Genomic DNA, 20,810 nt, shown 5'->3' on the forward strand with positions numbered 1-20,810 from the left:
GCGCCTGGAGCATGGTGCCCATCGCCCCGTCGGCGACCACCACACGGGTGGCGAGTGCCTCACGCAGGGCGGACACACGGGTCCGGGTGTCGGCGGACGGGGTGGACGGCGACGAGGCCATGAAGGGGCTCCCTAGGATGCGACGGCTGTCGGCTTTGCGCTTCCCGGTGCCGTCCGTCGAGAACGCCCCGGGAGAGAACGCACGTCGCCAGGGTAGCCGGGAGCCGGGGCCGGTGGCCCGGGCGTCCACGTGACGGACGAGGATGAAGGGCCGGATGCCCTCCCCCAGGGGTGACGCCGGCACCCGAAGGGACGAACGCCGCCACAGGTCCGCCGCCCGGAGGACGGCCCGGCCGCGGACGCCCGGGCCCCCTCCGGAACACGGTCCGGGTGCAACAGTTGCCCACCGACCATTAGCGGGAGGTCGGCATGGACCGGTAGTGTTCGGCATTGCCGAACGACGTCAGCGACGCCGAGGTCGGCAGTCGAAGGGGACGGAGGCAGTACGTCGATGGCACGGAACATCCAGTCGCTCGAGCGGGCGGCCGCGATGCTGCGCCTGCTCGCGGGCGGCGAGCGGCGGCTCGGCCTGTCGGACATCGCCTCGTCGCTGGGACTGGCCAAGGGCACCGCCCACGGCATCCTGCGCACCCTCCAGCAGGAGGGGTTCGTGGAGCAGGACGAGGCCTCCGGGCGCTATCAGCTGGGCGCCGAGCTGCTGCGGCTGGGCACGACCTACCTCGACGTGCACGAACTGCGGGCGCGCGCGCTGGTGTGGACGGACGACCTGGCCCGGTCCAGCGGCGAGAGCGTCCACCTCGGCGTCCTGCACCAGCAGGGCGTGCTGATCGTCCACCACGTCTTCCGGCCCGACGACAGCCGGCAGGTCCTGGAGATCGGGGCCATGCAGCCGCTGCACTCCACCGCCCTGGGCAAGGTCCTGTCGGCGTACGACCCGGTGGCGCACAGCGAGGCACTGGAGGCCGACCGCAAGGCGTTCACCGACCGGACGGTGTGTGAGCCGGACGGGTTCGAGCACATCCTCGACATCACGCGCGCGCGTGGCTACGCGGCCGACGTGGAGGAGACCTGGGAGGGCGTCGCGTCCATCGCCGCGCCCATCCACGACCGGCGCCGGATGCCGGTCGGCGCGGTCGGCATCACCGGGGCCGTGGAACGGCTGTGCCGGGACGGCGAGCTGCGGCCCGAACTGATCGCGGCGGTGCGGGACTGCGCCCGTGCGGTCTCCCGGGATCTGGGCGCCGGGCGGTTCTGAGGCGCGGACAAACGGACAGGGCCGGAGCGCCGGGGGGCGTTCCGGCCCTTGCCATGCGCTGAAACGGATAGGCGACACCGGAGCCGGCGAACCGCCCGCGCGGAGATCGATAACCCGAGGCGATCAATAACGATCGTGCTTTCGATAACAGAACTCTTGACGCCCGCGTGGCGCAAAGCAAGACTCCCGTCCATCGGTCGGCATTGTCGAACACCTAACGGCAATACGCGTTAGAGTGTGACAACGCCAAGGGCCGCCATCGCTCTCACACCGAGGGCGCCGGAACACCCGGAGGGACCCGGGGTTCGGCTTCCCCTGGACGAAGGACAAAGGAGTCGCGGGTGTCCAGCTCCGACATCTTCATCGGCGAGACCATCGGTACCGCCATACTCATCCTGCTCGGCGGCGGCGTCTGCGCCGCCGTGACGCTCAAGGCCTCCAAGGCCCGCAACGCCGGCTGGCTCGCCATCGCCTTCGGCTGGGGCTTCGCCGTGATGACGGCGGTCTACATCTCGGGTCCGCTCTCCGGGGCCCACCTGAACCCGGCCGTGACCGTCGGCATCGCGATCAAGGACGGCGACTGGAGCAACGTCCCGACCTACTTCGCCGGGCAGATGCTCGGCGCGATGATCGGCGCCGCGCTGGTCTGGGTCGCCTACTACGGGCAGTTCCACGCCCACCTCACCGACCGGGAGATCGTCGGCGGCCCGGGCGCGCAGGACACCACGACGAAGTCCGTCGAGGCCCAGGAGAAGGGCGCGGGTCCCGTGCTCGGCATCTTCTCCACCGGCCCCGAGGTGCGCAACGCGGTGCAGAACGTCGCCACGGAGGTCGTCGGCACTTTCGTCCTGGTGCTCGCGGTCCTCACCCAGGGCCTGAACGACGAGGGCAACGGCCTCGGCATCCTGGGCGGCCTGATCACCGCGCTGGTGGTCGTCTCGATCGGTCTGTCCCTCGGCGGCCCGACCGGGTACGCGATCAACCCGGCCCGTGACCTCGGTCCGCGCATCGTGCACGCCCTGCTGCCGCTGCCCAACAAGGGCGGCTCCGACTGGTCCTACGCCTGGGTCCCGATCGCCGGTCCGCTGGTCGGCGCCGCGATAGCCGCAGGTGTCTACAACGTCGCGTTCGCCTGAGCGGGCCTCCGCTCGGCGAGTATCGAGCCGCAGCACACGCGCCGTACGCACCGGCCGTCCCACCACGGAATCCCAGGAGCACACAGTGACCGACGCCCACACCGCAGGCCCCTTCATCGCCGCCATCGACCAGGGCACCACCTCTTCGCGCTGCATCGTCTTCGACCGCGACGGACGCATCGTCGCCGTCGACCAGAAGGAGCACGAGCAGATCTTCCCCAAGCCGGGCTGGGTCGAGCACGACGCCACCGAGATCTGGACCAACGTCCAGGAGGTCGTCGCCGGCGCGGTCGAGAAGGCCGGCATCACCCGCGACGACATCAAGGCCATCGGCATCACCAACCAGCGCGAGACCACCGTGCTGTGGGACAGGAACACCGGTGAGCCCGTCCACAACGCCATCGTCTGGCAGGACACCCGCACCGACGCCCTGTGCAAGGAGCTCGGCCGCAACGTCGGCCAGGACCGCTTCCGCCGCGAGACCGGCCTTCCCCTCGCCTCCTACTTCGCCGGTCCCAAGGCCCGCTGGCTGCTCGACAACGTCGAGGGCCTCAAGGAGCGCGCCGAGGCGGGCGACATCCTCTTCGGCACCATGGACACCTGGGTCATCTGGAACCTGACCGGCGGGGTGGACGGCGGCAAGCACGTCACCGACGTCACCAACGCCTCGCGCACCATGCTGATGAACCTGCACACCATGGAGTGGGACCCGCGCATCTGCGAGTCCATCGGGGTGCCGACCCAGATGCTCCCCGAGATCCGCTCCTCCGCCGAGGTCTACGGCGAGATCACCGGCGGCAGCCTGGGCGAGCTGCTCGGCGGCATCCCCGTCGCCTCCGCGCTCGGCGACCAGCAGGCGGCCCTGTTCGGCCAGACCTGTTTCTCCGAGGGCGAGACCAAGTCGACGTACGGCACCGGCACCTTCATGGTGATGAACACCGGTGACAAGATCATCAACTCGTACTCGGGCCTGCTGACCACGGTCGGCTACAAGATCGGCGACCAGGACACGGTCTACGCCCTGGAGGGCTCGATCGCCGTCACCGGTTCGCTGGTGCAGTGGATGCGCGACCAGATGGGCCTGATCTCCACCGCCGCCGAGATCGAGACCCTCGCCCTGACCGTCGAGGACAACGGCGGCGCCTACTTCGTGCCGGCCTTCTCCGGCCTGTTCGCCCCGTACTGGCGCTCCGACGCCCGTGGTGTGATCGCCGGCCTGACCCGGTACGTCACCAAGGCGCACCTCGCGCGCGCCGTCCTGGAGGCCACCGCCTGGCAGACCCGCGAGATCGCCGACGCCATGACGAAGGACTCCGGCGTCGAGCTGTCGGCCCTCAAGGTCGACGGCGGCATGACCTCCAACAACCTGCTGATGCAGACCCTCGCCGACTTCGTGGACGCCCCCGTGGTGCGCCCGATGGTCGCCGAGACCACCTGCCTCGGCGCCGCCTACGCCGCCGGTCTCGCCGTCGGCTTCTGGAACAGCACCGACGACCTGCGCGCCAACTGGCGACGGGCCGCCGAGTGGACCCCCCGCATGGACGCGGAGACCCGCGACCGTGAGTACAAGAGCTGGCTCAAGGCCGTCGAGCGGACCATGGGCTGGCTCGAGGACGAGGAGTAAGAACCACCATGACCACCCAGTCCACCCTGCAGTCCGTACCTGCCCTGGGGACCCGCCCGGCCTCCGGCTCCAACCCGAGCCGCGCCGAGACCCGGGAGCAGCTCTCCAAGGCGTCGTACGACCTTCTCGTGATCGGCGGCGGCATCCTGGGCATCTCGACGGCCTGGCACGCCGCGCAGTCCGGCCTCAGGGTGGCCGTGGTCGACGCCGGCGACTTCGCCGGCGCCACCTCCTCCGCCTCGTCCAAGCTGCTCCACGGCGGACTGCGCTACCTGCAGACCGGCGCGGTGAAGCTGGTGGCGGAGAACCACTTCGAGCGCCGTGCGGTCTCCCGCCAGGTGGCCCCCCACCTGGCGAACCCGCTCACCTTCTACCTCCCCGTGTACAAGGGCGGGCCGCACGGCGCGGCGAAGCTCGGGGCCGGCGTCTTCGCGTACTCGGCGCTGTCCGCCTTCGGCGACGGCGTCGGCCACCTGCTCTCCCCGGCCAAGGCCGCGCAGGACGTGCCGGAGCTGCGCACGGACAACCTCAAGGCCGTGGCCGTGTACGGCGACGACCAGATGAACGACGCCCGCATGGCGCTGATGACGGTACGCGCGGCGGTCGACTCCGGCGCCGTCGTCCTCAACCACGCCGAGGTCACCGGGCTGCGCTTCACCAAGGGCCGGGTGACCGGTGCCGAACTGAAGGACCGGCTGAGCGGCGACGAGTTCGGGGTGAACGCCCGTCTGGTGCTCAACGCCACCGGCCCCTGGGTCGACCACCTGCGTCGCATGGAGGACCCGAGCGCGGCCCCCTCCATCCGCCTGTCCAAGGGCGCGCACCTGGTGCTCAAGCGCACCGCGCCCTGGAAGGCCGCGCTGGCGACCCCCATCGACAAGTACCGGATCACGTTCGCCCTCCCGTGGGAGGACATGCTGCTGCTCGGCACCACGGACGAGGAGTTCGAGGGCGACCCGGCGGACGTGGCGGTCAACGACAAGGACATAGCCCAGATCCTCGACGAGGCCGCGTTCTCCATCCGCGACCAGCAGCTCGACCGGGACCTGATCACGTACTCGTTCGCGGGGCTGCGCGTGCTGCCGGGCGGGCCCGGTGACACGGCGAAGGCCAAGCGCGAGACGGTCGTCACCGAGGGCCGGGGCGGCATGCTGTCGGTCGCGGGCGGCAAGTGGACGACCTTCCGTCACATCGGCCGTACGGTGATGAAGAAGCTGGAGGCGCTGCCGGGCCACCCGCTCGGCGACGACTTCGAGCCGATCGCCTCGCTGCCGAAGAAGCTGCCGCTGCCCGGCGTCGCCAACCCGCGCGCGGTCGCCCACCGTCTGCTGGTGGACGCTCCGGCGCCCGGCCCGCGCATGGCGGCGGACACCGCCAAGCACCTTGCCACGCACTACGGTTCGCTGGCCTTCGACATCGCCCGGCTGGCCAACGAGAACCCGGAGCTGGCCGCGCGCGTCCACCCCGACGCACCGGAGATCTGGGCGCAGGTCGTGTGGGCCCGCGACCACGAGTGGGCCGAGACGCAGGACGACGTGCTGCGCCGCCGGACCACGCTGACCATCCGCGGCCTGGCCACCGACGAGATCCGCGCGAAGGTGCAGGGCCTGCTCGACGAGAAGTGACCGCGACGGCGTGCCGGGAGTGTCCAAGACCCTTGCGCGGGGCAGTGATCCGTTCACTCCCCCGTGCGAGGGGGCTGCGGGCGGTCCCTCGGCACGCCGTAAGGTTGGGGGGTACGCGAGGGCACGTCGGAAGGAGGCGCTGGGTGATCGAGCTCGAGGGGGTTCCCGAGCTGATCGACCCGGTCATGGTGGCCGCGTTCGAGGGCTGGAACGATGCCGGTGACGCCGCCTCGGCCGCGGTCGCGCACCTGGACAAGGAGTGGAAGGGCGAGGTGTTCGCGGCGCTGGACGCCGAGGACTACTACGACTTCCAGGTGAACCGCCCCACGGTCTTCATGGACGGCGGTGTCCGCAAGATCACATGGCCGACGACGCGGCTCTCGGTGGTCCGCGTCCGCGGCGACAAGCCGCGCGATCTCGTCCTCGTGCGCGGCATCGAGCCGTCCATGCGCTGGCGTTCGTTCTGCAACGAACTGCTCGGCTTCGCCCATGAGCTGGGCGTGGAGCTGGTCGTCGTCCTGGGCGCCCTGCTGGGCGACACGCCGCACACCCGGCCGGTGCCGATCAGCGGGACCACGTCGGACGCCGACCTGGCGCGCCGCATGGATCTGGAGGAGACCAAGTACGAGGGCCCCACGGGCATCGTCGGCATCCTCCAGGAGGCGTGCACCCACGCGGGCGTACCGGCCGTGTCGCTGTGGGCGGCGGTGCCGCACTACGTGTCGCAGCCGCCGAACCCGAAGGCCACGCTGGCCCTGCTGAACCGGCTCGAGGACCTGATCGACGTGCGCATCCCGCTGGGCGAGCTGCCCGAGGACGCGCGCGCCTGGCAGGTCGGCGTGGACCAGCTGGCCGCGGAGGACAGCGAGGTCGCGGAGTACGTCCAGTCGCTGGAGGAGGCGCGGGACACCGCGGAGCTGCCGGAGGCCTCGGGCGAGGCGATCGCCCGCGAGTTCGAGCGGTATCTGCGGCGCCGGGACGGCGGCTCGGGGCCGGGCGGGCACGCCACGGCGGACGGCGGCGACACCGCGCCCGGGACGCCGTATCTGCGGGACAACCCGACCGGCCGCGCGCGCCCGCCCAAGCCGCCTAGGGCGGGCGGGGACGACGAGGAGTCGTCGGAGGACTGAACGCACGCAAGAGGGGGCGCTTCCCGCGGGAAGCGCCCCCTCTTGCGTGCTACGGGCCGCTACAGCGCCACGCCCAGCAGGGCGTCCACCGCGCGGGAGACGACGCCGGGGGCGCCGGTGTCCGTGCCGCCGCTCTGCTCCTGGAGCGCGGCCCAGCGGTCGACGGCCTCGAGCGCGGCCGGGGCGTCCAGGTCGTTCGCGAGGGCCTCGCGGATCTCCTCGACGAGCGCCTCGGCCGGCGGCCCGTCGGGCCGGGACACGGCGGCGCGCCAGCGGTCCAGACGGTCGAGCGCGTCCTCCAGCACCTGGTCGGTCCACTCCCAGTCGGAGCGGTAGTGGTGGGCGAGCAGGGTGAGCCGGACGGCGGCCGGGTCGACGCCCTCGCGGCGCAGCTGGGAGACGAAGACCAGGTTGCCCTTGGACTTCGACATCTTCTCGCCGTCGAGCGCGACCATGCCGGCGTGCACGTACGCCTTGGCCATGGGGAACTCGCCGGTGAGCACCTGGGCGTGCGAGGCGCCCATCTCGTGGTGCGGGAAGGCCAGGTCGGAGCCGCCGCCCTGGACGTCGAAGCCCATGCCGAGGTGGTCGAGGGCGATGGCCACGCACTCGATGTGCCAGCCGGGGCGTCCGCGGCCGAGCGAGCCGCCGTCCCAGCTGGGCTCGCCCTCACGGGCCGCCATCCACAGCATCGGGTCGAGCGGGTTCTTCTTGCCCGGCCGGTCGGGGTCGCCGCCGCGCTCGGCGGAGAGCAGCCGCATGGCCGCGGCGTCGAGGTGGGAGACGCCGCCGAAGTGGGGGTCGGACTCGACGGAGAAGTAGATGTCTCCCTCGAGCTCGTAGGCGGCGCCGGCGTCGCGCAGCCGCTCGACGAGCGGGACGATGCCGGGTATGGCCTCGACGGCGCCTATGTACTGCTGCGGCGGGAGCATGCGCAGCGCGGTCATGTCCTCGCGGAAGAGGGCGGTCTCCTTCTCGGCGAGGGCGGTCCAGTCGACGCCGTCCCGCTCGGCCCGCTCCAGGAGCGGGTCGTCGACGTCGGTGACGTTCTGGACGTAGTGAACCTGCCGCTTGGTGTCGAGCCACACGCGCTGTACGAGGTCGAACGCGTTGTAGGTCGCCGCGTGCCCCATGTGGGTGGCGTCGTACGGCGTGATGCCGCAGACGTAGATACGGGCGACGGGACCGGGGGCGAGGGTGACCAGGCCGCCGGTCGCGGTGTCGTGGATCCTCAGGTCGCGGCCCTGACCAGGCAGGGCGGGGACCTCGGAAGCGGGCCAGGCATGCATGTCATGAGCGTAACCGGACGGGTGTTCCGTCCACGAACCGGACCGACCGGATGGCCGGTAAGGCGCTCTTGCGCGATGCCGGCCGATGTGCGGGCCGGGCCACCGCACGGCACCCGCGCCGCGTCTACACCGGCGGCCAGGGAATGGCCGGCCACTCCCCGCTCGGCTCAGGATGCTTCCCGGACTCCAGCAGGGCACCGACACGCGCGCGCGTGGCGTCCAGTTCGGCGGCGGTGATCAGCTCGGCGAGCCGGGCCGCCAGCGGTGCGCCGTCCTTCAGGGCCTCCCGAAGGGCGTCGAGCACCGCCAGCGCCTCCGCGGTCAGCGGGTCGCCCGCCCAGCCCCACAGGAGCGTGCGCAGCTTGCTCTCGGCGTGGAAGGTCACGCCGTGGTCGATGCCGTAGAGCCGCTCCCCCGCTGCGGGCAGCAGGTGGCCGCCCTTGCGGTCGGCGTTGTTGACGACGGCGTCCAGGACGGCGAGCCGGCGCAGCCGCTCGTCGTCGGCGTGCACGAGCAGCGCGGTGCGGCCCTCCTCGGCCTCGGCGAACGCGACGGCCTTCCAGCCGGGGCCGGGCTCCTCGGCGTCCACCAGGGCCAGCAGCTCCGATCCCGGCACTGCGTCGATCCACAGCTGGACCATGCCCTCGCCGTACGGCCCGTCGCGCAGCACGGTGGGCGGTACGAGGCCCCAGCCGGTCGCCTCGGAGACCTCGTACGCGGCGACCTCGCGCTGGGCGAGGGTGCCGTCCGGGAAGTCCCACAGGGGGCGCTCCCCCGCCACGGGCTTGTAGATGCAGGCCGCCTCGCGCCCCTCGTGCGTCACCGTGCAGTACAGCGCCGCGTTGGACGCCTCACGGATGCGTCCGCGCACGGTCAGCTCGCCCCGGGCGAGCAGCTCGGCGGCCGCCGCGTCGGTGGTCACGCTCCGCGGCGGTATCCGTTCTGGCGCGGACATACGTGTCCTTCCGGGTCGAGCGGGAGGCTGCACAGCGGGCACGGCGGCCGCCCGGCGTTGACGACGTCGAGGGCGCGCTTGGCGAAGGCCCTGGCCTGCGCGCCGGTGAGACGGACGCGGAGCATCGGGGGGCCGTTCTCCTCGTCCTGGAGGAGTCGCTCCTCGGCCTCCGCCAGGTCCTCCTCGGACTCGGCCTCGAGCTCGACGAGGGCCTGCGCCTCGACGATCATGCACTGGTCCTCGCCGTCCCAGGCGAGCGCCATGGTGCCGACCCGGAACTCCTCCTCGATGGGGGTGTCCAGCGGCGCCGTGTCGGCGTTCTCGGTGGGGGCGACGGCGGGGACGACGGTGCTGCCGCCGCTGCGCCGCACGACCTCGTCGAGGAGCTCGTCCATGCGTTCGGCGAGCGCGGCGACCTGCGTCTTCTCCAGGGCCACGCTGGTCACCCGGGAGCCGGCGATGGCCTGGAGGAAGAACGTACGGCGTCCGGGCAGCCCGACCGTGCCGGCCACGAAGCGATCCGGTTGGTCGTAGAGGAACACCTGACGGGACACGTCCTGTCTCCATGGGAAGTCGGGGGAAGCGGGAATCGGGGGGCGGTCACTGCTGCGACGGCTTCACCCTACTGCGGCCGACGATCACGGTGCGCCCGCACCGCCACCGACGGGGGCGTCGCCCTCCTGCGGCGTCTCGCGCGGGGCCAGGGAGGCGAAGTCGCCGGTGTCGCCGAGCCGGACGAGGAAGGGCCGCAACCGGGTGTAGCGGATCGCGGTGACGGAGCACGGCTCGACGGAGATGCGCTGGAAGAGGTCCAGGTGGAGGCCGAGCGCGTCGGCGACGAGGGACTTGATGATGTCGCCGTGGGAGCACATGAGGTAGACGGCGTCGCGGCCGTGGTCGCGCTCCACGCGCGCGTTCCACTCGCGTACGGCCTCGGCGGCGCGGGTCTGCATGGCGCGCATCGACTCGCCACCGGGGAAGGCGGCGGCGGAGGGATGGGCCTGCACGACCTCCATCAGGGGCTCGTCCTTGAGCTCGGCGAGCTTGCGGCCGGACCAGTCGCCGTAGTGGCACTCCCCGATGCGTTCGTCGGTGTGCGCCCGCAGTCCGGGGCGGGCGTCGAGCAGGGGCCGGATCGTCTCCTGACAGCGCTGCAGCGGGCTGGCGACGACCTCGGCGAGCGGCAGGCCGGCGAGCCGGCCGGGCAGCGCGGCGGCCTGCGCGGCCCCGCGTTCGTCGAGGGCGACGCCGGGCGTCCAGCCGGCGAGCAGCCCCTCGGTGTTGGCGGTGGAGCGTCCGTGCCTGACCAGGATCAGCGTGGGCATGCGGACAGGGTAGGCGCACGACGCGGTGCGAGGGCGGCGGGGCGAGAGGAGAATGCGTTCGGTGATCGTCGACTGTGCCATCTACCGGGACGGGCACCGCAGGGACGGGCCCGAGGACTTCTCCGACGCGCTCGGCGAGGCGCGGGCGGCGGGCGGCTTCGTGTGGATCGGGCTCTACGAGCCGACCGAGGAGGAGTTCGACCGGGTCACGCAGGAGTTCGGTCTCCATCCGCTGGCGGTGGAGGACGCCCTGAAAGCGCACCAGCGGCCCAAGCTGGAGGTGTACGAGGACTCGCTCTTCGCGGTCCTGAAGCCGGTCGTGTACGAGCCGGAGAGCGACACCGTGTCCGCCGGCGAGGTGATGCTCTTCCTGGGTGACGGCTTCGTGGTCGTCGTCCGGCACGGCGAGGGGTCCCCGCTGAAGGCCGTGCGGCAGCGCCTGGAGCACGAGCCGGAACTGCTCGGCAAGGGGCCCACCGCGGTGCTGTACGCGATAGCCGACGCCACGGTCGACCACTACCTGGACGTGGCCACCGAGCTGCAGACCGACCTGGAGGAGCTGGAGGCCGAGGTCTTCTCGCCGGAGCGCGGCGGATCGCGCCACACGGCGTCGCGCATCTACAACTTCAAGCGGCAGGTCCTGGAGTTCCGCCGCGCGACCGGGCCGCTGGCGCCCCCGCTGGCCCGGCTGTCAGGAACGGGCGCGTTCGGCTCCGTGCCCTTCGTCAACGACAAGGCCCGGCCCTTCTTCCGGGACGTGAACGACCACCTCACGCGCGTGAACGAGTCGGTGGAGAGCCTGGACCGGCTGGTCTCGGACATCCTGTCGGCGCACCTGGCGCAGACGGGTGTCCGGCAGAACGACGACATGCGGAAGATCTCCGCGTGGGCGGCCATGGCGGCGGTGCCGACGATGCTCGCGGGGGTCTACGGCATGAACTTCGAGCACATGCCGGAACTGGGCTGGGTGTGGGGCTACCCGGCGGTGATCGTGGTGATGGCCGTGCTGGAAGTGTTCTTGTTCCGCACCTTCAAGCGGCGGGGCTGGCTGTAGCGCGTCGGGTACCGGTTCTCAGGCGAGCTCGGGGGCCGCGGTCGCGGGTCCGCCGAGGGCGTCGCGGCGCTCGGGCGTCCGCAGGGTCACCATCCGGCGCCAGCCGGCCAGCCGCTCGTAGGCGTACATCGCGTGGATGCCCGCCGCGAGCAGCGCCGACCTCTTCCGGGACCAGCCGAGCAGCCGGCCCATGCGGGCCATCACCGCGAGGCTGACGTCACGGTGGACGCGGATCTCGGCGTGCGCGCACTCGCGCAGGGTCCGCCGGATGTACCGGCCGTGTCCGGCGGCGGTGTAGCGCAGCAGCTCCTCGTGGGAGTAGGCGAGGTGGTTGTCCTCGTCGGCCGAGATCATGCGCACGGCCCGTCCCAGGTCGGGGTCGTCGGCGAAGTGCTTGAGCAGCAGCGCCATCTGCTCGGCCGCGCGCTGCTCGGTGACCCTGCTGTGCGCGAGGTAGGTGATGACGTCCAGCACGCTCAGGGGCCGGTCGGCCTTGAGCTTCTCGTGGGCGAGGCCGATGCCGTGCCGCTCCAGGAGCATGGTGTAGTCGGTGTCGGGGGGCACCTCGACGGGCTCCAGGCCGCGCTTCTTCAGCAGGGCGTTGAAGATCCGCCCGTGCTTGTCCTCGTCCGCGCCGTGCCGGGCGATCTTGAGGGCGAGATCGCGCTCGCTCTCCGGGACCAGCGCCGCGATGCGCGCGTTCTCCCAGCCCCCCTGTGACTCGCCACTGGCGGCGATCGAGCAGAAGAGACGGAACGACTCGTCGTTGTCGAGGATCTCCTGGAACAGACTCTTGGCCGAAAGCATCGCTGGCACCTCTCTGCCTCCGCAGGACTCCGCAGGTTCGGCGGTCTCCGCGAAGAACGAGTCAAGTGCGGGACGCGGAGGTCGGCAACAGGTGCGACGGGGAACTGCGCCGAAGGGAGGAGACGGTCCGCACAGCAGGGCGTAACCCCACGCGCGCGGACGCGTTGTTCCGCGTGACGGCCGTGGCGGGGAAGACCCCCGAGCCCCCACCACGGCCGCAGAACTCCGGCGTCGGGTTCCGTGTCAGGCGAGCCCGGCGCGCTCCAGGGCCTCGGTGCCGGCGCGGAGCGCGGCGAGCCGCTCGTCCAGGGTGAAGCCCGCGGGCGCCAGGGTCAGCGTGGTGACACCGGCCGCGGCGTAGGCCTTCATCCGGTCCGCGATCCGGTCGACGCTGCCGAGCAGGGTGGTCCGGTCGATCAGCTCGTGCGGTACGGCCGCGGCGGCGCCCTCCTTGTCGCCGGACAGGTACTTGTCCTGGATCTCGGCCGCCTCCCGCTCGTACCCCATGCGCTGGGCGAGCTGGTTGTAGAAGTTCTGCTTGCGGCTGCCCATGCCGCCCACGTAGAGCGCGGTGTAGGGGCGGAAGGTGTCGGCGAGCGTGGTGACGTCCTTGTCCTCGCCGAGAGCGAGCGGCAGGGTGGGGACGACGTCGAACCCGTCGAGCGTCTTCCCGGCCTTCTCGCGCCCGGCGCGCAGATGCCGGATGGCGGTCTCCTCCAGGTGGTCGGCGGAAGGGAAGATCAGCAGGGCGCCGTCGGCGATCTCGCCGGTCTGCTCCAGGTTCTTCGGGCCGATCGCCGCGATGTACAGCGGGATGTGCTCGCGCTGCGGGTGCACGGTCAGCTTGATCGGCTTGCCGGGGCCGTCGGGCAGCGGCAGCGTCCAGTGCTGCCCCTCGTAGGAGAGCCGCTCGCGGGTCATCGCCTTGCGCACGATCTCGACGTACTCGCGGGTGCGGGCGAGCGGCTTGTCGAACTTCACGCCGTACCAGCCCTCGGAGACCTGCGGCCCGGAGACGCCGAGGCCGAGGCGGAAGCGCCCGCCGGACAGCGAGTCGAGGGTCGCGGCCGTCATCGCGGTCATGGCGGGCTGACGGGCGGGGATCTGGAAGATCGCCGAGCCGACGTCGATGCGCTCCGTCTGGGCGGCGACCCAGGAGAGCACCGTCGCGGCGTCCGAGCCGTACGCCTCGGCGGCCCAGCAGACGGCGTAGCCGAGCCGGTCGGCCTCCTTGGCGACGGCCAGGTTGTCCGCGTCCATTCCGGCGCCCCAGTAGCCGAGGTTGATCCCGAGCTGCATGGCCGATTCCCCTTACCGATCAGTAACGTCCGTGGTGCCTCGACCCTAGCGTGCCGATCCGGTTGTCCACAGGCCCCCACGGCACAAGCCGTGGCCAGTAATGTCGGTGTTCATGGAGCAGAGGCATCTCGGCCGCACCGGCCTGCGCGTGTCCCGCATCGGTCTTGGCACCCTCACCTGGGGCAGGGACACCGACGAGCACGACGCGGCGGACCTCCTGAAGACGTTCTGGGAAGCGGGCGGGACCCTGGTCGACACCGCGGACGTCTACGGCGACGGAGAGGCCGAGTACCTCCTCGGCCGGCTCATGGAGGGCCTGGTGCCGCGCCGGGATCTGGTGATCTCGACCAAGGCGGGCAGCGTGCCCGATCCCGACCGACGCTTCGACGGCTCGCGCGGTCATCTGCTCTCCGCGCTGGACGCCTCCCTGGCCCGGCTCGGCACGGACCACGTCGACGTGTGGCATCTGCACGCCTTCGACCCGCACACGCCGCTCGAGGAGACGCTGCACGCCCTCGACGTGGCGGTCAGCAGCGGCCGCGCCCGCTATGCCGGGGTCTCCAACTTCTGCGGCTGGCAGCTCGCCAAGGCGGCGACCTGGCAGCTGGCGGCACCGGGCGTGCGCAACCGGCTGGCGAGCACGCAGATGGAGTACTCGCTGCTGCAGCGCGGCGTCGAGCGCGAGGTGCTGCCGGCCGCGCTGGACCTGGGCATCGGCCTGCTGCCCTCCTCGCCGCTGGGCCGGGGGGTCCTCACGGGCAAGTACCGCAAGGACGCGACGCCGCCGGGCTCGCGGGGCGCCTCGGAGCACCTGGCCCCCTTCGTCGAGCCCTACCTGGACGACACGGCCGGGCACATCGTGGACGCGGTGTCGACGGCGGCGGACGGGCTCGCGGTGACCCCGCTCCAGGTCGCCCTGGCCTGGGTCAGGGACCGGCCCGGGGTGGTCGCCCCGATCATCGGCCCGCGCAACGCGCAGCAGCTCACGGCGGCGTTGTCAGTGGAGGCCCTTAGTCTTCCTGACGAGATCTGCCGGGCGCTCGACGACGTGTCGGCGCCCGTGCACCGCTATCCCGATCACGACTGGAGCACGCTGTGAGCACGCAGCCCGAACCCGCCGAGGACACCGCGGACGCCGTGGACACCGAGCCGGGAGCGCCGGGCACCGAGCAGGAGGCCGGAGGGGCGCAGGCCTCCGGGCCGGAGACCGCTGCCGGGGACGACACCCCAGCGGACGACACCCCGGGGGACGAGCCCCCCGGGGACGGCACCGGCGCGGCGGACGAGGGCGCGGCGGCCCAGTTGTCGGAGGCCGAGGCGGAGCTGGCCGCACAGCGGCTGGAGCGGGAGCGGATCGAGCGGCGGAAGACCGAGAAGCAGCAGCCGATCGCCAGCGGGGCCAAGCTCAGCGGCACGGCGGCCGAGCTGCTCGCCGCCGTGCGCGCCGTGGAGAGCGGCGAGAAGCCGCCCGCCACGGTCTTCGGTGAGCCCCGGCCCGCGCCCCGCCGCCCCGCCGCCGAGCCGGTACATCGCCCGCGGCCGGCGCCGGCCGAGCCCGCTGCCGTGCCCGCGGGACCGGCGCCGGAGACCGTCCAGGCCGTGCGACGCGTCCTGGCCGAGGGCGGCGCCCCCGAGGCGCTCGCGCCGGAGGCCGCCGCGGTCCTCGGTGAGGCCGCCGAGGAGTCGCTGCGTGCGGACCCCTGGCAGCTGCTCCGGGTCGCCGGGGTCCGGCCGGAGCAGGCCGACGGGTTCGCCCGGGCGCTGCTCGGCGCGCAAGCCGGCCCGGACGACGAGCGGCGGGGGCGTGCGATCACGGTCTGGCTGCTGGAGCAGGCGGCGCTGACGGGGCACACCGCTCTGGAGCTGCCGCGGCTCACGGGCGCCCTGGCCCAGCGGGGCGTTGCGGACGCCGACGCCGCCGTGCAGAGCACGCTCGCCGAGGGTGACGCCCTGGTCTTCCAGGACGCCCTGGAGGAGCCTGGTGCCCGCCCGGCCGGCGGCGCGGGGGCGGAGGGGACGGACGAGTCCGAGGAACGCCCGGTCCGGGTGCTGGTCGGTCTGGAGCGGTACGCCCTCGCGGAGGAGAGCCTCGCCGACGGCCTGGCCCGGCTGGTCGACTCGGTGCCGAAGCAGGACGGGGCGGCGGAGGACTGGGAGCGGGCCGCCGCGTCCGCGCGGGGTCCCGCCGCCGACCTGATCCGGGCGGTCGCCGGGCACGGGCTGGTGCTGCACACCGGCGGGGAGGCGGCCCTGGCCGAACCGGCGGCCCTGCTGCGTGCCGTGCAGGGCCTCGGACTGCGTGCCTGGGCCGCTGCGCACGGACCGCTCGGCCGCGACCGCTTCGCCGCCCTGCTCGGCGACCGGCCGGCCGCGCCGCACCCGGGCTCGCCCGCAGCGGACTCCGCCGCACCGGACACCCCGTCCGCGGACGACCCGGCCCCGCACGGCACGCCCGTCGTGACCCTGGCCGGGCTGCTGGCCGGGGCCGAGGGGCCCGGGCGGGACGCGGACGGGGCGCTGGACCTCGATCTGCTCGTCGTGCTCGACGCGCCGCAGGTGGACGTGGAGACGGGCGCCCTGCTGGCGGAGTCGCTGCCCGACGGGGCACGGCTGGTGCTGGCCGGCGACCCGGGCGTGCTGTGGTCCGTGGGTCCCGGGCGGGTCTTCGCGGATCTGCTGGCGGCGCGGATCTGTCCTCAGATCGCCTCGCGGCGTCCGGACCCGGGCCCGCTGGGCGAGCTGGTCTCCGGCATCGGCATCGGTGAACTGAGCCAGGTGGAGGCGCCCGGCAAGGAGGTCGTGATCGTGCCCGTGCGGGACGCGGGCGAGGCCGTGCACCGCACCGTGCAACTCGTCGCGGACTCGGTGCCGCGTGCGCTCGGCGTGCCCGCCGAGGAGACCCAGGTGATCACGCCGGGCCACGGCGGCGCGGCGGGCACGCGGGCGCTCAACGCGGCGCTGAAGGAACGGCTGAATCCGGGTCCCGGCCGCTTCGGCGGCTTCGACCCCGGTGACCGTGTCGCCTACTCCCCCGTGCCCGGCCGGGTGCTGCCGGGCCGGGTCGTGACGGCGGACGCCGACGGGCTGCACCTGTCCTGCGCGGGCGCGACCGTCGTGGTGCCGAGGGAACGGCTGGAGCGGACCGTGCGGCACGGCTGGGCGCTGACCGCGCACCAGGCGGTCGGCGGCCGCTGGCCCGCGGTGGTCGTGGTCCTGCCGGGCGACGCCGCGCAGGCGCTGAGCCGCCCATGGGTCTACACCGCGTTCGGCCGGGCCGCCCGGCATCTGTCCGTGGTGCACGGAGTGGACCAGGCGCTGCCCCGTGCCGTGGCCGAGGTGCCGGCCAAGCCGCGCACGACCCGGCTGCCCGCGCTGCTCGCTCCGCAGGTCCCGGCGAGCGGCTGAGCCCGCGGGGCGCTCTCGCCGCGCGGGAGATGTGACGGCGGCGGCCACGGGGACGTGCCCCCGCGACCGCCGCCGTACGCCGGTGCGCCGCTCAGCGGTCCGCCCGCAGCCGCTCCGGCTCGCCGTCCGCTTCCCCGTCCTTCTCGTCCTCCGGTTCCTCGTCCAGGTCGGTGTCGAGATCGGTGTCGAGGTCCTCCTCCAACTCGGGCACGTCGTCATCGTCCTCGTCGTCGAACTCGTCGTCGAAGACCGCGCTGACGTCGAAGCGGCAGACCACTCGTTCGGGATCGACCTGGTCGAACGGTGTCTCCAGCCACTCGCCCGGTTCGGCACTCTCGTCCGCGGCCGTGACCCAGAGGGTCGAGTCGCCCTCCTCCAGGCCGAACTCCTTGTGCCGGGAAGCGATCTCGTCCGCCTCGAACTCGCCGAACAGGATGCCGAGCGCCCCGTGGACGGTGCCGGCGACGTCCGCGCCCACGGCCGCCTCGTCGTCGGCCGCCTCGATCCGCCGGGCCTGTGCCATCAGCCGCTGCGGCTCCGCCACCGCGTAGTCGCGGCGGATCAGCACGCTCAGCGCGTTCGGTTCCTCGGGGCCCGTGTAGGGCGGCGCGTCTTCGGCGCCGGGGATCTCGAAGGGGGTGACCTCGTCGTAGCGGTCGTAGAGCAGCTCGTCGTACACCTCCGCGGCCGCGGCGAGCTCGTTGAACGCCTGGTAGACGGCCGGGTCGTCCTCTCCCGACCGGCGTTCGACCGCGGCCAGGTGGCGGTCGAGCGCGGTCTTGACCGCCTCGGCGGCGGCGCGTACCTCGGCAGCGGTGGGCTGCGCAGCATCAGACATAGTGCAGACGCTATCCGTACCGGGCCCCAGCCCGCACAATAGATGCGATGCCGGAATACGAATTTGTCGACGTGTACGTGCCACGCGGGGTCTCCCGCAAGGAGACGGCGCGTCTGCTGACCGACCACGCCGAGTACGGACACTGGGAGTTGTACCGCCTGAGCCTGCTGCGCGACGGCAGTCGCAGGGTGCGGCTGCGGCGGCGGATCATCCGCCAGGTGCGCGCCACCTGGTGATCGGCGGTGCCCAGGCGGCCCCGGTGCCGGTGACAGAAGCGGAACGGGCCCCGCCGGTGCGGGGCCCGTTCTGTGTGCCGGTGCGCCGGCCGCGTCAGGCCGCGGCGCGGGCCTTGCGGTAGAGCACGGTGCCCGCGAGCAGCGCGCCCGCGCCCACCGGCAGCGCGAGCCCCAGAGGCAGCTCGCTGCCTGTCTCGGCAAGCTGCGCGTCGCCCGGCGGCTGGGTGACGGTCTGGGTGCCCGGCTGGTTGCCGTGCGAGGAGCCGCCCGGCGTCTCGTCACCCGGGGTGCCGGGGGTGCCCGGAGTGCCGGGGTTACCCGGGTTCCCCGGCTCACCGGGGTTACCGGGATCGCCGGGGTTGCCGGGCTCACCCGGCGGGGTGGAGTCTCCGACACCCCCGTTGACGCAGTCGTTGCCCGTGGCCGGGTTCAGGACGCCCACCACGTCGATGCTGTTGCCGCAGACGTTCACCGGCACGTCCACCGGCACCTGCACGGTGTTGCCGGAGCCGATCCCGGGCGAGTCAGTGGCCCGTCCGTCGGCGTGCGCACCGCCTGCGTGGCCGCCGGAGTCGCCCTGTCCGCCCGACGGACCGCCCTGGTTGGCACACGCGTTGCCCACCGCCGGATTGAGGAGGCCGACGACGTCGACCGTATTGCCGCAGACGTTGACCGGCACGTGCACGGGCACCTGCACCGTGTTGCCGGACAGCACGCCGGGCGAATGCGAGGCGGATCCGTGTGCCCCCGAATCGGCGTGGGCGACACCGCCCACGGCGGCGAACACACCCGTGGCGGCCGCCATCGTCATCAGGCCCTTGCGGGTGACCTGTCGCATTTTTGAAATCCCTGCCTTGCCCTAGTCCCGAAGCACCGGACATTCCGTCGTTCCCGACGCCGATGCACCCTGATTCACGCTGCCGTTCTTCACCTCGAAGTCCGTCGGCCCCGGAGCGCATGGCGCGCGCTCCGGGGCCGACGGACTCAGGCCTCACGGGTCGAGACGCAACGTCACTTGTTGACGCAGGCGTTGCCGAAGGCGGGGTTCAGCAGGCCGATCACGGAGATCGTGTTGCCGCAGACGTTCACCGGGACGTGCACGGGAACCTGGATGACATTGCCGGAAACGATGCCCGGGGAGTGGGCGGCGACACCCTGGGCGCCCGAGTCGGCGGCGGCCACGCCCGCACCCGCGAGAACCAGACCACCGGTGGCGACCGCAGCGGCGACGACCTTCTTGAGCATTATTCCTCCTAGTTGACAAAGGCGATCCGAGATTGCCGATCGCATCACCTGTAACGAGGACGGAGTAATGAGGCTACGAGCTTATGAGCGCATTCACCCTTCCCGGTAGCGCCCCGCACGCGCGGTCGAATACCGGTGAAGGGTGAAGTCTCGTTTCAGCGGGTGATTCAGGACGCGTCGATGAAGCGGTCGAGCACCCGCACGCCGAACCGCAGGCCGTCCACCGGCACCCGCTCGTCGACGCCGTGGAACATGCCCGCGAAGTCCAGCTCCGGCGGCAGCTTCAGGGGCGCGAAGCCGAAGCCGCGGATGCCGAGGTCGTCGAATGACTTGGCGTCGGTGCCGCCGGAGAGCATGTACGGGATGGCCTTCGCGGCCGGGTCCTCCGCGACCAGCGCGGACTGCATCGCGTCCACGAGGGCGCCGTCGAACGTGGTCTCGACGGCCTTGTCGGAGTGGACGTCCTCGCGCCGCACCTTCGGGCCGAGGATCCGGTCCAGGTCGGCGAGGAACTCCTCCTCGTGTCCGGGCAGGAACCGGCCGTCCACGTGCGCGGTCGCCTCGCCCGGGATGACGTTGACCTTGTAGCCCGCGCCCAGCTGGGTGGGGTTTGCGGTGTTGCTCAGGGTCGCGCCGATGAGCTTGGCGATGCCGCCGAGCCTGGCGAGGGTCCCCTCCATGTTCTCCGGGTCGAGTTCGGTGCCGAGGGCGTCGCCCAGTTCGTCGAGGAAGGCCCGGGTCGTCTTCGTGACGCGGACCGGGAACTTGTGCCGGCCGAGACGCGCGACGGCCTCGGAGAGCTCGGTGATGGCGTTGTCGCGGTGGATCATCGAGCCGTGCCCGGCGGTGCCGGCCACGGTCAGCTTCATCCAGTGCATGCCCTTCTCGGCCGTCTGGATGAGATACAGCCGGCGCTGCTCGCTCACGGTGAAGGAGAAGCCGCCCACCTCGCTGATCGCCTCGGTGACGCCGTCGAAGAGGTCGCGGTGGTGGTCGACGAGGTACCGGGCGCCGTACGTCCCGCCGGCCTCCTCGTCGGCGAGGAACGCGAGGACGATGTCGCGGGGCGGCTTGCGCCCGCTGCGCAGCCGGTCGCGGACGACCGCGAGCGTCATCGCGTCCATGTCCTTCATGTCGACCGCGCCGCGCCCCCACACGCACCCGTCGGCGACCTCGCCGGAGAAGGGGTGGTGGGTCCAGTCGTCCGCGTTGGCCGGGACGACGTCGGTGTGGCCGTGGATGAGCAGCGCGGGCCGCGACGGGTCCTCACCCTCGATCCGGGCCACGGTGGAGGCGCGTCCCGGGTGGGACTCGAAGATCTGCGGCTCCAGTCCCACCTCGGCGAGCTTCTCGGCGACGTACTCGGCCGCCTTGCGCTCGCCGGGGCCCGAGTGGTCGCCGTAGTTGCTGGTGTCGATCCGGATCAGCTCGCGGCAGAGGTCGACGACCTCGTCCTCGCCGGTGACGCTCCTGGCCGTGCCCGAGTCGCTCACGTGCTTCCTCCCGCTGTCACTGCTGGTGGGTCACCCTCATCCTCCCCCTCCGGACGCCGGGGCCCAAGACCGG

At 72.5% G+C, this 20,810-nt stretch carries 19 protein-coding genes; 9 read left to right on the top strand and 10 right to left on the bottom strand.

The window, feature by feature from the left end:
- The first annotated feature begins 511 nt into the window (after positions 1–511).
- The 5 genes from AB0E77_RS32425 (at position 512) to AB0E77_RS32445 (ending at position 6,791) form a co-directional block, all read left to right on the top strand.
- Positions 512–1,276, top strand: coding sequence for an IclR family transcriptional regulator (locus AB0E77_RS32425; protein ID WP_361578008.1), 765 nt, complete (start codon positions 512–514; stop codon positions 1,274–1,276).
- A gap of 341 nt (positions 1,277–1,617) precedes the next feature.
- Positions 1,618–2,412, top strand: a complete 795-nt coding sequence (locus AB0E77_RS32430) for an MIP/aquaporin family protein (protein WP_361578010.1) — start codon at positions 1,618–1,620, stop codon at positions 2,410–2,412.
- An 85-nt stretch (positions 2,413–2,497) separates the two neighbouring features.
- Positions 2,498–4,036, top strand: coding sequence for a glycerol kinase GlpK (gene glpK / locus AB0E77_RS32435; RefSeq protein ID WP_361578013.1), 1,539 nt, complete (start codon positions 2,498–2,500; stop codon positions 4,034–4,036).
- 8 nt (positions 4,037–4,044) lie between these two features.
- A complete protein-coding gene (locus tag AB0E77_RS32440; RefSeq protein ID WP_361578015.1) occupies positions 4,045–5,661 on the top strand; it encodes a glycerol-3-phosphate dehydrogenase/oxidase in 1,617 nt (538 codons plus the stop codon).
- Positions 5,662–5,804: 143 nt separating this feature from the next.
- Positions 5,805–6,791 (top strand): PAC2 family protein, encoded by a 987-nt coding sequence (locus AB0E77_RS32445; RefSeq protein WP_361578018.1) that lies wholly within the window; start codon positions 5,805–5,807, stop codon positions 6,789–6,791.
- A gap of 59 nt (positions 6,792–6,850) precedes the next feature.
- On the opposite strand, the gene mshC is transcribed toward AB0E77_RS32445, so the two are convergent.
- From mshC to AB0E77_RS32465, 4 genes are all read right to left on the bottom strand, one after another.
- Positions 6,851–8,080 carry a cysteine--1-D-myo-inosityl 2-amino-2-deoxy-alpha-D-glucopyranoside ligase gene (gene mshC / locus AB0E77_RS32450; RefSeq protein ID WP_361578021.1) on the bottom strand — a complete coding sequence of 410 codons (1,230 nt, stop codon included), beginning with the start codon at positions 8,078–8,080 and terminating at the stop codon, positions 6,851–6,853.
- 124 nt (positions 8,081–8,204) lie between these two features.
- On the bottom strand, positions 8,205–9,035 hold the full coding sequence (locus AB0E77_RS32455; RefSeq protein ID WP_361578024.1) for an SCO1664 family protein: 831 nt from the start codon (positions 9,033–9,035) through the stop codon (positions 8,205–8,207).
- The gene (locus tag AB0E77_RS32460) at positions 8,999–9,589 is read right to left on the bottom strand and encodes a DUF3090 domain-containing protein (protein ID WP_361578027.1); all 591 of its coding nucleotides are present in this window, start codon (positions 9,587–9,589) and stop codon (positions 8,999–9,001) included. The genes AB0E77_RS32455 and AB0E77_RS32460 overlap by 37 nt, the downstream gene beginning before the upstream one ends.
- Positions 9,590–9,673: 84 nt before the next feature.
- On the bottom strand, positions 9,674–10,360 hold the full coding sequence (locus AB0E77_RS32465) for a histidine phosphatase family protein (RefSeq protein WP_361578030.1): 687 nt from the start codon (positions 10,358–10,360) through the stop codon (positions 9,674–9,676).
- A gap of 61 nt (positions 10,361–10,421) precedes the next feature.
- Between AB0E77_RS32465 and corA the strand changes: the two genes are divergently transcribed.
- Positions 10,422–11,414 (top strand): magnesium/cobalt transporter CorA, encoded by a 993-nt coding sequence (gene corA / locus AB0E77_RS32470; protein WP_361578034.1) that lies wholly within the window; start codon positions 10,422–10,424, stop codon positions 11,412–11,414.
- Between the two features lie 18 nt (positions 11,415–11,432).
- Here corA and AB0E77_RS32475 read toward each other — a convergent pair whose 3' ends face one another.
- Together AB0E77_RS32475 and AB0E77_RS32480 are read right to left on the bottom strand one after the other, a co-directional pair.
- Positions 11,433–12,221 (bottom strand): ferritin-like domain-containing protein, encoded by a 789-nt coding sequence (locus AB0E77_RS32475; RefSeq protein ID WP_361578037.1) that lies wholly within the window; start codon positions 12,219–12,221, stop codon positions 11,433–11,435.
- 243 nt (positions 12,222–12,464) lie between these two features.
- Positions 12,465–13,520, bottom strand: a complete 1,056-nt coding sequence (locus AB0E77_RS32480) for an LLM class F420-dependent oxidoreductase (RefSeq protein ID WP_361578040.1) — start codon at positions 13,518–13,520, stop codon at positions 12,465–12,467.
- Positions 13,521–13,632: 112 nt separating this feature from the next.
- On the opposite strand from AB0E77_RS32480, the gene AB0E77_RS32485 reads away from it, so the two are divergent.
- Together AB0E77_RS32485 and AB0E77_RS32490 are read left to right on the top strand one after the other, a co-directional pair.
- Positions 13,633–14,619: an aldo/keto reductase gene (locus AB0E77_RS32485; RefSeq protein WP_361578043.1), complete on the top strand. Its 987-nt coding sequence runs from the start codon at positions 13,633–13,635 to the stop codon at positions 14,617–14,619.
- Positions 14,616–16,925, top strand: a complete 2,310-nt coding sequence (locus AB0E77_RS32490; protein WP_361578046.1) for a helix-hairpin-helix domain-containing protein — start codon at positions 14,616–14,618, stop codon at positions 16,923–16,925. Before AB0E77_RS32485 ends, AB0E77_RS32490 begins: the two co-directional genes overlap by 4 nt.
- Before the next feature lie 91 nt (positions 16,926–17,016).
- Here the strand turns inward: AB0E77_RS32490 and AB0E77_RS32495 are convergent, their stop codons facing one another.
- Positions 17,017–17,763, bottom strand: a complete 747-nt coding sequence (locus AB0E77_RS32495) for a hypothetical protein (RefSeq protein ID WP_361578049.1) — start codon at positions 17,761–17,763, stop codon at positions 17,017–17,019.
- A 47-nt stretch (positions 17,764–17,810) separates the two neighbouring features.
- Between AB0E77_RS32495 and AB0E77_RS32500 the strand changes: the two genes are divergently transcribed.
- Complete coding sequence (locus AB0E77_RS32500; protein ID WP_030244084.1) at positions 17,811–17,999, top strand: DUF5703 family protein; 189 nt, start codon at positions 17,811–17,813, stop codon at positions 17,997–17,999.
- A gap of 94 nt (positions 18,000–18,093) precedes the next feature.
- Here the strand turns inward: AB0E77_RS32500 and AB0E77_RS32505 are convergent, their stop codons facing one another.
- The 3 genes from AB0E77_RS32505 to AB0E77_RS32515 all read right to left on the bottom strand — a co-directional run bounded on the left by AB0E77_RS32505 (position 18,094) and on the right by AB0E77_RS32515 (position 20,737).
- A complete protein-coding gene (locus AB0E77_RS32505) occupies positions 18,094–18,837 on the bottom strand; it encodes a chaplin (RefSeq protein WP_361578052.1) in 744 nt (247 codons plus the stop codon).
- Positions 18,838–19,010: 173 nt separating this feature from the next.
- Complete coding sequence (gene chpH / locus AB0E77_RS32510; protein ID WP_361578055.1) at positions 19,011–19,244, bottom strand: chaplin ChpH; 234 nt, start codon at positions 19,242–19,244, stop codon at positions 19,011–19,013.
- Positions 19,245–19,411: 167 nt separating this feature from the next.
- Positions 19,412–20,737: a M20/M25/M40 family metallo-hydrolase gene (locus AB0E77_RS32515; protein WP_361578058.1), complete on the bottom strand. Its 1,326-nt coding sequence runs from the start codon at positions 20,735–20,737 to the stop codon at positions 19,412–19,414.
- Positions 20,738–20,810 lie beyond the last annotated feature (73 nt).

This window comes from Streptomyces sp. NPDC032940 (assembly GCF_040636935.1).
Lineage (GTDB): Bacteria > Actinomycetota > Actinomycetes > Streptomycetales > Streptomycetaceae > Streptomyces.

Coding starts and splice junctions, on each gene's coding strand:
- AB0E77_RS32425 (WP_361578008.1), top strand. CDS start 512: ATGGCACGGAACATCCAGTCGCTCGAGCGGGCGGCCGCGATGCTGCGC.
- AB0E77_RS32440 (WP_361578015.1), top strand. CDS start 4,045: ATGACCACCCAGTCCACCCTGCAGTCCGTACCTGCCCTGGGGACCCGC.
- mshC (WP_361578021.1), bottom strand. CDS start 8,080: ATGCATGCCTGGCCCGCTTCCGAGGTCCCCGCCCTGCCTGGTCAGGGC.
- AB0E77_RS32455 (WP_361578024.1), bottom strand. CDS start 9,035: ATGTCCGCGCCAGAACGGATACCGCCGCGGAGCGTGACCACCGACGCG.
- AB0E77_RS32465 (WP_361578030.1), bottom strand. CDS start 10,360: ATGCCCACGCTGATCCTGGTCAGGCACGGACGCTCCACCGCCAACACC.
- AB0E77_RS32475 (WP_361578037.1), bottom strand. CDS start 12,221: ATGCTTTCGGCCAAGAGTCTGTTCCAGGAGATCCTCGACAACGACGAG.
- AB0E77_RS32480 (WP_361578040.1), bottom strand. CDS start 13,520: ATGCAGCTCGGGATCAACCTCGGCTACTGGGGCGCCGGAATGGACGCG.
- AB0E77_RS32485 (WP_361578043.1), top strand. CDS start 13,633: ATGGAGCAGAGGCATCTCGGCCGCACCGGCCTGCGCGTGTCCCGCATC.
- AB0E77_RS32495 (WP_361578049.1), bottom strand. CDS start 17,763: ATGTCTGATGCTGCGCAGCCCACCGCTGCCGAGGTACGCGCCGCCGCC.
- AB0E77_RS32500 (WP_030244084.1), top strand. CDS start 17,811: ATGCCGGAATACGAATTTGTCGACGTGTACGTGCCACGCGGGGTCTCC.
- AB0E77_RS32505 (WP_361578052.1), bottom strand. CDS start 18,837: ATGCGACAGGTCACCCGCAAGGGCCTGATGACGATGGCGGCCGCCACG.
- chpH (WP_361578055.1), bottom strand. CDS start 19,244: ATGCTCAAGAAGGTCGTCGCCGCTGCGGTCGCCACCGGTGGTCTGGTT.